The organism is Dietzia sp. NPDC055343 (genome assembly GCF_053645265.1).
Window position 1 is genome coordinate 32,843 of the sequence record NZ_JBSHMJ010000022.1, and the last position, 13,012, is coordinate 45,854.

The window sequence follows — 13,012 nt, forward strand, 5'->3', positions numbered from 1 at the left end:
CGGAGTATGGGAAAGCGCAAGCCCCGCCCGACCCCCGTCCTGCCCGAGCCGCTGCCCGGACTCGTCGACGCCCACACGCACCTGTACTCGTGCGGGCACCGCACCGCCGACGAGGTCCGCGCCGCCGCCGACCGTGCCGCTCTGGCCGGCGTGGCCGCGCTCGTGACCGTCGGCGATGACCTGGCCGAGTCGGAGGCCGTGGTGGCCGCCGCCGAGGCCGACGAGCGGGTGTACGCGGCCGTGGCCGTGCACCCGACCCGTGCCCGCGAGGTCACTGACCCCGAGACCGGCCCGGCCGCGCGGGCCCGGCTGGCGGAGCTCGCCGCCCACCCGCGCGTGGTGGCGGTGGGGGAGACCGGCCTGGACCACTACTGGGTGGGGACGATGGACGGTTGCGCCGACCCGGCGGAGCAGGAGGAGTCGCTGCGCTGGCACGCCGGTCTCGCCGCCGAACTGGGCAAGTGCCTGATGATCCACAACCGCGAGGCCGACGACGACCTCATGCGCGTGCTGGCCGAGGTGGCCGGGCCCGGGTCGGGCGTTCCGAGCGTGATGCTCCACTGCTTCTCCTCGCCCCTGGACGTCGCCCGCGAGGCGCTGGACCGCGGGTACGTGCTGTCGTTCACCGGGAACGTGACCTTCAAGGCCAACGAGCACCTGCGCGAGGCGGCACGCCTGGCCCCGGCCGGGCAGATCCTGGTGGAGACCGACGCCCCCTACATGGCGCCCGAGCCGTTCCGCGGGGCCCGCAACGAGCCGGGACTGGTCGGCTACACCGCCCGTGCGATCGCCGAGGTCCGCGGGCAGACGCCCGAGGAATTCGTGGCCGAGGTCGCCGAGACCGCGCGGGGGATCTTCGGCCTGACGGTCTGACGCGGCACCGCCGGCCGACGCGGGCGACCGCCCGGCCCACCGGCCGCGGAGGGAGCGCCGTGAGTGGTGTGACTGGAGTGAACAGCGGTGCAATTGTAACGAAAAGTAATCGGCGGTCTTCGTCGTCGTCGCATGTCACGGGTATCACGTTGCCCGACGGTGACCGGATTCGTTACGCTACCGTGATGAAACGTGGACGCCGGATACGGGCGTTCGCGCGGTACGCGAGGAGAGATCTGACAAGTGGTTGACGACGCACGGACCGGCACCCCCACGGATACCGGCAACGGCACTCGCCGGGAGCCGAGGGGACTGCTCGCCCCCGTCACGCGGATCCACCGCTCGCGCTCCGCGCTGCTGCGGTGGTCGGTGGCCGGCATGCTCACCACCCTCGTGGTGGGCGGGGTCGCGGCGGTGGACCAGCGCACCCAGTACACGCTCGAGGTGGACGGCTCGACCGTCGAGCTCGTGACCTTCAAGTCCGACGTGCGCGCCGCGCTCGAGGAGGCCGGCTACTCGGTCGACGAGCGTGACGTGGTCTCTGCGCCCGAGCGGCTCGGCGACGGCGACACCGTGACCCTGCAGCGCGCCCGGCCCGTCACCGTTGAGGTCGACGGCGAGACCGAAGAGGTCTGGACCACGGCCACCACGGTCGCCGACCTCGTCGCCGAACGCGGCGACGTGCCGCCCCGTAGCTACGTCAGCCCCCGTATCGACGCCGAGGTGCCGCTCGACGGTGCTTCCGTCTCGATCGTGACCCCGCGCGAGGTCATGCTGTCCGACCACGGCGGCCCGCACAGCTCGTTCAGTGCGCCCGGCGCGACCGTGGGCGAGTTCCTGGAGCGGCTCGGCGTGAAGCTGGGTGCGCAGGACGTCGTGGAGCCCGCCCCCGAGACCCCGGTCGGCCCGGAGACCCGGGTGACGGTCACCCGCATCGCCACCGCCGAGGAGAAGGCGGTCGAGCCCTACGACGCGCCCGAGACGACCACCGAGGATCCCGAGGCGCTTGAGGGGGAGCGCACCGTCGCCGAGCCCGGCGTGCCCGGCGAGCGCGAGGTCACCTACACGGTCACCCGCGTCAACGGCGTCGAGACCGAGCGTCACCGCGGCGCCGAGACCGTCCTGACCGAGGCCACCCCGGCCGTCGTGAGCGTGGGCACCAAGCCCAAGCCGGCGGTCCCGCAGTCCTCGCAGGGCAGTACGTGGGACGCGATCGCACAGTGTGAGTCCGGTGGTAACTGGGCGACCAACACCGGCAACGGCTTCTCCGGCGGCCTCCAGTTCCACCCGCAGACCTGGACCGGCCACGGCGGCGGCCAGTACGCGCCCAGCGCCCACCTGGCCACGCGTGAGCAGCAGATCGCGATCGCCGAGAAGGTCCGGGCCTCACAGGGCTGGGGCGCCTGGCCCGCCTGCACCTCGCGGCTGGGGCTCCGCTGAGCATCGTCGACCCGGGATCCCAGCCCGCGGGGACGGGGATCTCCGAGCAGTTCCGCGGGCAGGCCGAACCTCTCGGCCCCCAGGAGGTCCGCGCGCTCGCCGGCGAGCTGGGCATCAAGCCCACCAAGACCCTCGGGCAGAACTTCGTCCACGACGCCAACACCGTCCGGCGGATCGTCGTGGCCTCCGGCGTCGGGCGCGAGGACTCGGTCATCGAGGTGGGCCCCGGCCTGGGCTCGCTGACCCTGCCGCTGCTCGACGCCGCCGGCCGCGTGGTGGCCGTGGAGATCGACCCGGTCCTGGCCGAGCGGCTGCCGCGCACCGTCGCCGAGCGGGCCCCGCAGCGGGCCGGTGCGCTCACCGTCGTGGGCGCCGACGCGCTCGCGGTGACCGTCGCCGAGCTGGGTCAGCCCGCGCCCACCGCGCTCGTGGCGAACCTGCCCTACAACGTGTCCGTGCCCGTGCTGCTGCACCTGCTCGCCGAGGTGCCCACCCTGCGCACCGCGCTGGTGATGGTGCAGCTCGAGGTGGCCGACCGCCTGGCCGCCGCCCCGGGCTCGCGCGTGTACGGCGTGCCCAGCGTCAAGGCGGGCTTCTACGGCACCGTCCGCCGCACCGGCGTGGTGGGGCGCAACGTCTTCTGGCCCGTACCCAACGTCGAGTCCGGGCTGGTGCGGATCGACCGGTACGACGAGGCGCCGTGGGACATGAGCGACGAGCACCGCCGCCGGGTGTTCGCCGTGGCCGACGCCGCGTTCGCGCAGCGCCGTAAGACCCTTCGCGCGGCGCTGTCCGGCTGGGCCGGCTCGGGTGCGCTCGCGGAGGAGGCGCTGGTCGCCGCCGACATCGACCCCAGGGCGCGCGGCGAGCAGCTCACCACCGCCGATTACGTGGCGATCGCCGGGGCCGCCCGGGAGCTGGGGATCGGGCCGGGGCCCGGGCCCGCCTGACCGCGCACGTTCCTCCGCGCGATCGTCACCAGATCGGCGGCCGGCCCCGAGAGTTGGCGCGGTGGCCGCCACACCGCCCGCAGGCGGCGGTCCAGATCGAGGCAGTCCACCTCGATCACCCGGAGCTCGCCCGAGCGCACCTGGTCGGACACGGCCAGCGAACTGAGTACGGCCGGCCCCACGCCCGCGAGGACGCTCGTCCGGACGGCAGCGGAACTCCCGGATTCCAGGAGCGGCGCGGCCCGCTCGTACTCCTGTAGTGCCAGGTCCAGGGTGACGCGGGTGCCCGATCCCTGCTCGCGGACCACCAGCGGCGTGGCGGCCAGCTCGCGCACGCTCAGGGGCGTCCTTCTCCGCACCCACGGATGACCGGGCGGGACCACCACGACGAGTCGGTCCCGGGCGACGGTCGCGGAGTGCAGGCCGGCCGGGACCGTGGGTGTCTCAACGAATCCCACATCGCACGCCCCGCCGGAGACCTCGTCGAACACCACGGCGGAGTTGCGCACGTTCACGTGGAGGCCCACCTCTCCATGCTCGCCGCGGAAGTCCCCCAGCCACAGCGGCATGAGGTGCTCGGCCACGGTCATGCTCGCACTGACCGTGAGCTGGGCGGCCCGCTCGCTGTTCAGACTCTCCGCCACGTCGAGCAGCCCGGCCGCCCCCTCGAGGACCTGCCGGGCCCAGTGCGTGATCAGCCTCCCGTGCGGGGTGAGGGTCGCGCCCGACGGGCGGCGCTCGAGCAGTGGCGTGCCGAAACGGTGCTCGAGCTGCTTGATCATCCGGCTGGCGTTGGGCTGGGCCACGCCGGCGGCGCGGGCGGCGGCGCTCAGACTGCCGTGGTCGTCGACACCGGTCAACAGCTCCAGGGCCACGAGGTCCGGCCACCATCTGGTCATGTCCGGATCATATGCCTCGAAGCGCTGGCATATCGGAACTATATGTCCCGATGCCGATTCCGCGGCTACCGGGAGACCGCCGCCCGGCCGAGACTGGACGCCATGACCTCCCTGAGAACCGCGACCCGACCAGCCCTGCCGGGGCTCGCGCTGTGCGGCCTCGGCACCATCCTCGCGCTCGTGCTGGGGCGGCTGCTTCCCGCCGTGAGCCCGCTGCTCGTGGCGATCCTGCTCGGGGCCGTCCTGGTGAACCTCGGGCGCGTGACCCCAGGGTGTCGCCCGGGTCTGGCGGTGGCGTCGACCACGTTTCTCCGCGCCGGAATCGCCGTGCTCGGGCTGCAGGTGGCGCTCGGCGACATCCTCGGGCTGGGGTGGCCGGTCCTGGTCGTCGTGGTGTCGGTGGTGATCCTCGGGATCGCGGGGACGATGCTCGTCGGCGGGCTCCTCGGCCTGGGATGGACGCAGCGGGTGCTCATCGCCTGCGGGTTCTCGGTCTGCGGGGCGGCGGCCGTGGCGGCCGTCGACGGGGTGGTGGACGCCCGTGAGGAGGAGGTGGCCACCGCCGTGGCGCTCGTGGTGGTGTTCGGCACCCTCATGATCCCCGCCGTGCCGCTCGCCGCCGCGGCGCTCGGGATGCCCGAGACTGCGGCCGGCGCGTGGGCCGGGGGGTCGATCCACGAGGTGGCCCAGGTGGTCGCGGCGGGCGGGGCGATCGGGGGATCGGCACTCGCGGTGGCGGTGACGGTCAAACTCGCGCGCGTCCTCCTGCTGGCCCCGGTCGTGACGGTGCTGGGGCTGCAGGCGCGCCGGCGGTCCGCCTCGGTTCCGGGGCTCCGTCGACCCCCGCTCGTGCCGCTGTTCATCGTGGCGTTCCTCGCCTGCGTGCTCCTGCGGTCGTCGGGGCTGCTCGCGCCGGCGGTGCTCGACGGGGCCGGGGTGGCGCAGACGGTCCTGCTCACCGCCGCGATGTTCGCCCTCGGGACGGGCGTGCGGGTGGCCACCCTCCGCGAGGTCGGCGCGCGCCCGTTCGTCCTGGCCGCGGCGTCCACCGTCTGGGTGGCCGGGATCGCGTTGGTCGGGGTGCGGGTGGCGGGGGTCGCGGCCTGACCGTCGGTTCCGCGGTGGGCGACGTAGGCTGATGGGCATGCTCCGCGACGTCTCCACCCCCACCGGCCCGCGTGCTGTGACCGCCGTCGCGCCGGCCAAGATCAACCTCCACCTGGCCGTGGGTGACGTGCGCGAGGACGGCTTCCACGAGCTGGTCACCGTGTACCGGGCCGTGGATCTGTGGGAGGAGGTCACGGTCGCGATCGAGGCCGCCGGACCCGACGACGGCATCGCTGGTTCCGACGACGACGTCGCGATCACCGTGTCGGGGCCCGGGGCCGACCAGGTGCCCACGGACCGGACCAATCTCGCGGCCCGGGCGGTCGACCTGCTCCGTGAGGAGGCGGGTTCGGATGCCCGGATCGCCATCCGTATTCGCAAGGGCGTCCCCGTGGCCGGCGGAATGGCCGGCGGAAGCGCGGACGCGGCGGCCGCCCTGGTGGCCACCGACCGGCTGCTCGGTCTGGGACTGAACCGGGCGGAACTGGAGCAGCGCGGGGCCCGTCTCGGCAGTGACGTGCCGTTCTGCATCCGCGGCGGAACAGCGCTCGGCACCGGCCGGGGCGAGGAGCTCGCGACGCTGCTGCACGCCCGCGGCGAACAACACGTCGTCGTGGCACTGGCCGCCGGCGGGCTGTCCACCCCGGCGGTGTTCGGCGAGCTCGACCGGCTCCGCGCCGAGCGGGGGACCGCGGAGCAGGGCGACGGCCGCCGCGCCCTACCCCGGGCGGGCGGCACCGAGCGGCTCGTGCAGGCACTGGCCGGGAATGACCCCGCCGCGGTGGCCGCCCTGCTGGTCAACGACATGGAGCCCGCCGCCCTCTCACTCATGCCTGCGCTACGCCGCACCCTGCGCGCGGGCCGGGAGGCCGGAGCCCTGGGCGGAATGGTCTCCGGCTCCGGGCCGACCTGCCTGTTCTTCTGCGCCGACCGCGAACACGCGATCGCCGTGGCGGCCGAGATCAGCGAATCCGGCGTCGCGCGCGAGGTGCGCATCACCAGCGGCCCGGTCGGCGGCGCCCGCATCACGAGCGACGCCACCGGCGACCTCGACCTCGATCACGTCGGCGGCGCACCGTCCGCCGGCGACCCCACAGGAAAGTAGAGATGGCCCCCACCAACCTCATCAACATCGAGCAGGGTTCGATCTCCTTCGGCATCCGCCAGGTGCTCGACAACGTCTCGCTGGGCGTCAACGCCGGTGACCGCATCGGCGTGGTGGGCCTCAACGGCGGTGGCAAGACGACCCTGCTGGAGATCCTCACCGGCGTCGCCGAGCCCGACTCCGGGCGCGTGTCCCGGGTGGGTGACCTGCGGATGGCGGTGGTCACCCAGCGCACGGAACTCGCGGCCGACACCGTGGGCGAGGCCGTGATCGGCGGACTCGGCCTGGCCACCCACGAGTGGGCCGGCGACGCCCGCGTGCGGTCGGTGCTCGACGGCATCGGCATCCACGACCTCGGCCTGGACACCCCTGTCGCGGACCTGTCCGGCGGCGAGCGGCGCCGGGTGTCGTTGGCGGCGGCCCTGGTGCAGGACCTCGATCTGCTGGTGCTGGACGAGCCCACCAACCATCTCGACGTGGAGGGCGTCCAGTGGTTGGCCGACCACCTGGTGCGGAGGTCGAGCGCACTCGTCGTCGTCACACACGATCGCTGGTTTCTCGACACGGTGGCCACCCACACCTGGGAGGTCGTCGACGGCCGCGTCGAGCAGTACGAGGGCGGATACAACGACTGGGTGTTCGCGCGCGCCGAGCGTGATCGCCAGGCCTCCGTCACCGAATCGCGCCGGCAGAACCTCGCGCGCAAGGAGCTCGCCTGGCTGCGCCGCGGCGCGCCCGCACGTACCTCCAAGCCGCGCTACCGCATCGAGGCCGCCGAGGCGTTGATCAAGGACGTGCCGCCGCCCCGCGATGCACTGCAGCTGTCGAGTTTTGCTGCGCGGCGGCTGGGCAAGGTCGTGATCGAACTCGAGGACGTCCGGCTCGACGCCCCCGACGGCCGTACGCTCGTCGACGATCTGACCTGGCGGCTCGCGCCGGGCGAGCGACTCGGACTGGTGGGCGTCAACGGTTCCGGCAAGACCACCCTGCTGCGGGCGCTCGCCGGCCAGGCGCCGCTGGCGGCCGGGCGACGCAAGGAGGGCAAGACCGTCCGGATCGGCTGGCTCAAGCAGGAGCTCGACGACCTGCCGCTCGACCAGCGGGTACTCCAGGCGATCGAGGACGTCGCCACGCGCGTGGCGTTCGGCGAGGATGAGCTGTCCGCCTCCCAGTTGGCCGAGCGGCTCGGTTTCTCGCCGGCGCGGCAGCGCACGCCCGTCGGTGACCTCTCCGGCGGCGAGCGGCGGCGGCTGCAGCTCACCCGCGTACTGATGGCCGAGCCGAACGTGCTGCTGCTGGACGAGCCCACCAACGACCTCGACATCGACACACTGCGGCAACTCGAGGACCTTCTCGACGGCTGGCCCGGGACGATGGTCGTGATCTCTCACGACCGCTACCTGATCGAGCGGATCTGCGACTCGGTGTGGGCGCTGTTCGGGGACGGCGGGCTCACCAATCTGCCGCGCGGGATCGACGAGTACCTCGAGCGTCGGCGCGTGGCCGGGGCGGCCGGCGACTCGGGCAAGATCTCGCGCGCGGCAGTGGCGGGTGCAGGCGTTGGCGCTGGTGTCGGCGCTGGCTCGGATGGCCGCTCCACGGCTGGGGCCGACGGGGCCGGGGCTGGTTCCGCTGGTTCCGCTGGCGTGGCTGGTTCCGCCGGTTCCGCCGGTTACGCTGGCGGCACGGGCACGGGCACGGGCGCGACGGTCGCCGATACGTCCGTACCTGCGGCTGCCGTACTCAGCTCCGGTGAGCAGCGCGAGCTGCAGAAGGAGATGAACAAGCTGGAGCGGCAGATGCAGAAGCTCGACAAGCGTGAATCTCAGCTGCACGCCGCGATGGCCGCCGCAGCGGGGGAGGCGCTGGACACCGAGAAACTCGCCGACCTGGACCGCGAACTCAAGGACGTCGTCGCCGAGAAGGAGCAGCTCGAGGAGCGCTGGATGGAGATCGGCGAGCAACTCGAGGGGTGATCCGCTCGCGCGCGGTCCCCGCAGTCCCCGCGGCCCAGCCCGAGTACTGCGTTTTGTCTGCACCATTGCGGGGACTGTTGGCGCCAATGCGAAAATCTCTTCCGCCCACCGCAGTGGTGCCAACAAAGTTCGCAGCTGCAGCGGTGCGGGGCGCTACCGACCGGGCCGGACGCTACTCTTGGCTGGGACCGGCTGGGCCGTGCATGCGGGGCTGTGCTGGGCGGAGTAGGGCCGGGCTACGTTGCTTTGGTGCCTGTGGATGGTCGTCTGTTCTATCCACAATCGCGCGGTCGATCGTCTCGGCGGTGGTCGGTGAGGCTGAAGATGGACTGGTGAGCGCACCGAGTCGTGGAAAACCGTTGAATCGCGCAACTCTGTCGCGGCGCGATGCTCCCTTCCTCGGCAGTGACGCGATCGCGGCGGGGCGGCTCAGCCCGTACCAACTGCGCACTCGGTACAGGCGCTTGTTCCCGGATGTGTACGTCGTGTCGTCGTGCGTGGTGACGCCGGAGATTCTTGTGCGCGCGGCTGCGCTGTGGGCGCCCGAGGGTTCGGTGCTCGGCGGCGCGGGTGCGGCCCTGTTGCATCACGAGCGCTGGTACGCGCCGGAATCCGTCACGAAGACTACTGACATTTATTGTCCGGGCACGCCGCGAAGAGTCCCGGGCGTGAGGCTCCGCCGCTGGTCGCGCGCGTTTCCGAAAGGACACTTGGTGGAGAAGGAAGGGGTCCGATTCACGTCCGCGGCCAGAACCGCCGTCGATGTGGGGAGGTGGGAGGACGACGACGATATCGCCATCGCCAAGATCGACGCCGTCTGCAACCGGGGCGGGATCACGGTGAACGCACTGGGACAGACGATTGACCAGATGAGCGGTCTGCACGGGGTAAACCGGATCCGATCGCTGCTCCGATGGTGCGACGAGCGGGCTGATTCTCCGCCGGAGACACGTCTACGGCTGATGTTGATCCGGGCCGGACTGCCGACGCCGACTCCGCAGCTAGTCATGCGCAACGAGTACGGCGAGAAGATCGCCAAAGCGGACCTCGGATACGAGAAGCAGAAGGTCGCGATCTTCTACGACAGCGAACTCCATCGTGAGAAGGGGAACTGGGAGTTCGACGCGTGGGCCAACGCCCAGATGGCAGAGCTCGGGTGGGAGAGGTTTCGCGTCACGGCGCAAATGATGCGCAGCCCGGGGATGCTGACGCGGCAGATCGGCTCGGCGGTAATGCGGGGAGATTGGTCTGGTTGAGGAAGGAAGTCGAGCAGTTGAAGGCCGCGGCCAGGGCCCTCAGAGCGTTGTGTTGGCATCACTGCGAAGCACCCGCCGCGTTCTCGCAGTAGTGGCATCAAGCGTCGCCGTGGTGTCGACAAAGGTGCGGGAGGGGCGGGTGGTGTGGGTGACGGTCAGTGCCGGGGCGCTGCCGCGCGAATAGCGGCGATGAGGGCATCCGGATCGGTGAGGTCGGGCAGAACCACGTGGGCGCCGGCCGAGTGGAGGTCGTCGGCGGAGACACGCCCCGTCGCCACGCCGATGCAGCGGGCACCCGCATCGAGTGCGCCGCGCACGTCGTGCACGTGATCGCCCACCACCACCGCCTGTGCAGGAGAGACGTCGATACCTCGCTCGCGGGCGGCGGCGACCGCGTCGAGGATCAGGTGGGCCCGGTCGCTGCGGTGATCGCCGAACGCCCCGAGCGAGGGATCGGGCAGACCGTCGAACCCGCAGACGCGCAGCTTGAGCAGCGCGGTCCGACGCATGTTGCCGGTCACGATGCCCTGGTGCACGAGAGGGTCCGCGGCCAGCGCGCGAACAGCGTCATGAGCGCCCGGCAGGGGACCACCTCCACCGTCGAGGAGGTCGTCGGCGAACGTCTCGCACCGCTCGGCCACGGCATCCATGACAGCGGGGACGAGACGGTCGGCGCCGGTCAGCTCGACACCACCGGTGAGCGTGGTGTCGGTGGTGGCGTTGTCGTCGTCGATCTCCATCCCGTTGCGCACCAGCAGATCGGTGAGGATCGCACGGTCGGTACGTCCGGCGAACGAAGCGCCCATTACAGGTTCGCGGCCGAGCAGTTCGGCGAGGACCGGCGTGATCATGCGCGAACCGAAGCCGGCCGGGTCGAGGAGGGTGAGGTCGAGGTCCCAGAGTACGAGCACGGGCGCGGGCGCCGGTGGGGTCACGGGCGCGGCGGTGGGTGCCGGAGCGGCCGTAGGAGGGTCCGGCGTGGCCGGAGTCAGGGCCGGCGCGGCCGCAGCGCGGCGGAGCGCGGCGAGGTCCGCGTGCGTCATTCGAGCAGGCTCGCCACGAGCGGCCCCAGCCAGGTGCGGAGGAAGGTGCGCAGGTCGGCGTCGGAGCGGGTCTCGGGTGAGTCCAGGCACAGCACCGACCAGCCCATGTGGACGCCCACGTCGGAGAAGAAGTCCAGGTGCGGAACCAGTTGCGGGAACTGCTCGGTGGCGGGCACGAGCAGCGACCTGGCGTACCGCCGCGCACGTTCGGCCGCGCCCGGGTCGAAGATCGGGTTGGAGCCGCCGGCCAGGGTGAGGGTCCGCAGCAGGGGGTCGCCGAGGATATGCCCGCGGGTCACCACCAGGATCTCCACCAGCAGGTCCAGCGGGGTGGTGGCGGAACTCTGCAGGTCGGAAACGGCGCCGAAGAGCGAGGTGAGGCGCTCGGAAATGGCCTGCGAGACCAGCTCCTCCCGTGATCCGAAGATCGAGTAGACGGTCTGGCGACTCACGCCCGCACGTTTGGCCACGGCCGCGATCGTGACGCCGTCGAAACCGGCATCACCTATCACCTCGCGGGTGGCGTCGAGTATGGGTTCGCGGGAGCGCACGAAGACAGTATCCCCCAGCAGGGGGCGAGCGTTCGCGTTCCCCCGCCCCGGGCCGACCTCAGACCACCTCGCCCACGTCGTGATGCACGATCCGATCCAGCGCCCGCTCGGCGATCGCGGCGATGGTCCACGACGGGTTGCAGGCCGCGGTGGTGCCGGGGATGAGCGCGCCGTCGACGACGTAGAGGCCGCGCTGGCCGAGCACCCGCCCCTCGAGGTCGCAGACACTGTCCATCGCCGCGCCGCCGAGCGGGTGCCAGGTGGAGTTCACCATCGTGTTGGTGTCGGTGAGATGTCCGGTCGGTCCGACGATCCGGCGTGCGGTCCGGTCGATGCGGCCGAACACGATGTCGTCGTCGCCCCCTTCCGGCCACCTGATCACGCCGCGGTCCTGCGCGGCGTCGTACACGATCCGACCGCGGTCGGCGCTGACGCCGTAGCCGACCATCATCGTGGAGTGGACCTCGGCGCCGACCGACGGGATGGACGCTTGGATGAGGGTGTGCGCGCTGCGCGGATCGTCCCAGTTGAGGCTGCCGTAGACGACCGGCCCGCCCTGGACGGCGCCGAAACCGGCGGTGGGGTCGGACCACAGGTAGATGCGATCGGCGTTGGTGCCCCAGCCGCTGCCGATCCCGTCCGGCAGGTCGGTGACCTCGCCCGTCGCGGCGGCGCGCGTGAGCAGTGTGCTCGTGCCCACCGACCCGGCCGACAGGATCAGCGTCGGCGCGCGGAGGGCGAGGGTGCGGAGCAGCCGGCCTGCCGTGTCGAGCACCTCCACGTCCAGTTCCCAGCGACCGTCGGGCAGCCGCCGCATGGCGCGCACGTCGTGGAGCGGCCGGACGTCGACGAGCCCCGTGGCCTCGGCCCGCGCGAGGTAGGTGACGTCGACGGAGTGTTTGCCGCCGTTGTTGACGCCGAGCGAGCCGTCGCCGTTGGTGTAGGCGGGTTTCATCTCGCCGCGCAGCTCGGCCAGCGCGTAGTCCCAGTCGATGGGCATGGGGATCTTGCGCAGCGGCAGGCCGGCCTCGCGGACGCGCCGGGCGAAGGCGCGCGCGACGGCGTAGGTGGGCGAGGCGATCAGCTCGTCGGGGGCCTAGGCCAGCCGCAGCATTCGGGCGACGCGCGGGTAGTACTCGCGGTCCAGCTCGCGCCAGTCGAGGCCGGAGGGGAACCAGGTGTGGAAGAGCTCCTCGGTGGGTTGGAGCGCCATGCCCTGGTAGATGAGGGAGCCGCCGCCGACGCCAGTGGCGCAGACGGAGGTCATGTTCTCGCCGACGGAGGCGTCGAGGAGGCCGGTATAGCGCGGGAGGTCGACGGGGCGGCCGAAGACCTCGGGGGACGAGCGGAACCACAGGGCGCGCTCGTCGGGGGCCGTGGCGTCGGGGAACGTGGTGGCGTCCGGTCCGGTGGGCCAGCGGCGACCCCGTTCGACGACGACGACGGGCACTCCCGCCTCCGCGAGTCGTAGTGCGGAGATCCCGCCTCCGAAACCGCTGCCCACGACCAGGACGCGATGGTCTTCGATCGCGTGGGGGATCCGCGTGGCCGGGCGGGCGGCCTCCGGGCCGGCGGATCCGGGGGCCGGCTCGGCGCCGGCGGGACCGGTGGGCCGTGCTCCGGCGGGGTGTGCCGTGAGTGCGGCGAGGCCGGCGGCGGTGACGGCGCCGAGGAAACCCCGGCGGGAGAGGTGGTGCATCGAATCCTCGTCTCGGGCGATGGGTGACAGCCGTCACCGCGCGCAAAGTTAGACATATGTCTCGGATACTGTCAAGTTCTTCGTGTGGGGTCGACGAGGCGCTGCGGCCCCGT

At 72.1% G+C, this 13,012-nt stretch carries 10 protein-coding genes and 1 pseudogene; 7 read left to right on the plus strand and 4 right to left on the minus strand.

All coding sequences use genetic code 11. From position 1 onward, the window contains the following. Nucleotides 1-6: 6 nt before the first annotated feature. From ACWIE7_RS11805 to rsmA, 3 genes are all read left to right on the plus strand, one after another. Nucleotides 7-873, plus strand: a complete 867-nt coding sequence (locus ACWIE7_RS11805) for a TatD family hydrolase (RefSeq protein WP_454069303.1) — start codon at nt 7-9, stop codon at nt 871-873. Between the two features lie 243 nt (nt 874-1,116). Further along, the gene (locus ACWIE7_RS11810; RefSeq protein WP_454069304.1) at nt 1,117-2,313 is read left to right on the plus strand and encodes a transglycosylase family protein; all 1,197 of its coding nucleotides are present in this window, start codon (nt 1,117-1,119) and stop codon (nt 2,311-2,313) included. Nucleotides 2,314-2,351: 38 nt separating this feature from the next. After that, the gene (rsmA, locus tag ACWIE7_RS11815) at nt 2,352-3,263 is read left to right on the plus strand and encodes a 16S rRNA (adenine(1518)-N(6)/adenine(1519)-N(6))-dimethyltransferase RsmA (RefSeq protein ID WP_454069323.1); all 912 of its coding nucleotides are present in this window, start codon (nt 2,352-2,354) and stop codon (nt 3,261-3,263) included. Here the strand turns inward: rsmA and ACWIE7_RS11820 are convergent. After that, complete coding sequence (locus ACWIE7_RS11820; protein WP_454069305.1) at nt 3,200-4,162, minus strand: LysR family transcriptional regulator; 963 nt, start codon at nt 4,160-4,162, stop codon at nt 3,200-3,202. The two genes, rsmA and ACWIE7_RS11820, sit on opposite strands and share 64 nt — an antisense overlap. Nucleotides 4,163-4,264: 102 nt before the next feature. Here ACWIE7_RS11820 and ACWIE7_RS11825 point away from each other — a divergent pair, with 102 nt between their 5' ends. The 4 genes from ACWIE7_RS11825 to ACWIE7_RS11840 all read left to right on the plus strand — a co-directional run bounded on the left by ACWIE7_RS11825 (nt 4,265) and on the right by ACWIE7_RS11840 (nt 9,606). After that, on the plus strand, nt 4,265-5,269 hold the full coding sequence (locus ACWIE7_RS11825) for a YeiH family protein (RefSeq protein ID WP_454069306.1): 1,005 nt from the start codon (nt 4,265-4,267) through the stop codon (nt 5,267-5,269). A 37-nt stretch (nt 5,270-5,306) separates the two neighbouring features. Beyond that, nucleotides 5,307-6,374, plus strand: coding sequence for a 4-(cytidine 5'-diphospho)-2-C-methyl-D-erythritol kinase (locus ACWIE7_RS11830; RefSeq protein WP_454069307.1), 1,068 nt, complete (start codon nt 5,307-5,309; stop codon nt 6,372-6,374). A gap of 2 nt (nt 6,375-6,376) precedes the next feature. After that, nucleotides 6,377-8,350 carry an ABC-F family ATP-binding cassette domain-containing protein gene (locus ACWIE7_RS11835; protein ID WP_454069308.1) on the plus strand — a complete coding sequence of 658 codons (1,974 nt, stop codon included), beginning with the start codon at nt 6,377-6,379 and terminating at the stop codon, nt 8,348-8,350. Nucleotides 8,351-8,682: 332 nt separating this feature from the next. Next, nucleotides 8,683-9,606, plus strand: a complete 924-nt coding sequence (locus tag ACWIE7_RS11840; RefSeq protein WP_454069309.1) for a hypothetical protein — start codon at nt 8,683-8,685, stop codon at nt 9,604-9,606. A 155-nt stretch (nt 9,607-9,761) separates the two neighbouring features. Here the strand turns inward: ACWIE7_RS11840 and ACWIE7_RS11845 are convergent, their stop codons facing one another. The 3 genes and pseudogenes from ACWIE7_RS11845 to ACWIE7_RS11855 all read right to left on the minus strand — a co-directional run bounded on the left by ACWIE7_RS11845 (nt 9,762) and on the right by ACWIE7_RS11855 (nt 12,899). Further along, the gene (locus ACWIE7_RS11845; protein ID WP_454069310.1) at nt 9,762-10,649 is read right to left on the minus strand and encodes an HAD hydrolase-like protein; all 888 of its coding nucleotides are present in this window, start codon (nt 10,647-10,649) and stop codon (nt 9,762-9,764) included. Beyond that, the gene (locus ACWIE7_RS11850; RefSeq protein ID WP_452098716.1) at nt 10,646-11,200 is read right to left on the minus strand and encodes a TetR/AcrR family transcriptional regulator; all 555 of its coding nucleotides are present in this window, start codon (nt 11,198-11,200) and stop codon (nt 10,646-10,648) included. Before ACWIE7_RS11850 ends, ACWIE7_RS11845 begins: the two co-directional genes overlap by 4 nt. 58 nt (nt 11,201-11,258) lie before the next feature. After that, nucleotides 11,259-12,899, minus strand: a pseudogene (locus ACWIE7_RS11855) (GMC oxidoreductase). Nucleotides 12,900-13,012: the final 113 nt, after the last annotated feature.

Excerpts from the sequence above, each read along its gene's own strand:
- ACWIE7_RS11805 (WP_454069303.1), top strand. The coding sequence starts at position 7 with ATGGGAAAGCGCAAGCCCCGCCCGACCCCCGTCCTGCCCGAGCCGCTG.
- ACWIE7_RS11820 (WP_454069305.1), bottom strand. The coding sequence starts at position 4,162 with ATGACCAGATGGTGGCCGGACCTCGTGGCCCTGGAGCTGTTGACCGGT.
- ACWIE7_RS11825 (WP_454069306.1), top strand. The coding sequence starts at position 4,265 with ATGACCTCCCTGAGAACCGCGACCCGACCAGCCCTGCCGGGGCTCGCG.
- ACWIE7_RS11830 (WP_454069307.1), top strand. The coding sequence starts at position 5,307 with ATGCTCCGCGACGTCTCCACCCCCACCGGCCCGCGTGCTGTGACCGCC.
- ACWIE7_RS11835 (WP_454069308.1), top strand. The coding sequence starts at position 6,377 with ATGGCCCCCACCAACCTCATCAACATCGAGCAGGGTTCGATCTCCTTC.
- ACWIE7_RS11845 (WP_454069310.1), bottom strand. The coding sequence starts at position 10,649 with ATGACGCACGCGGACCTCGCCGCGCTCCGCCGCGCTGCGGCCGCGCCG.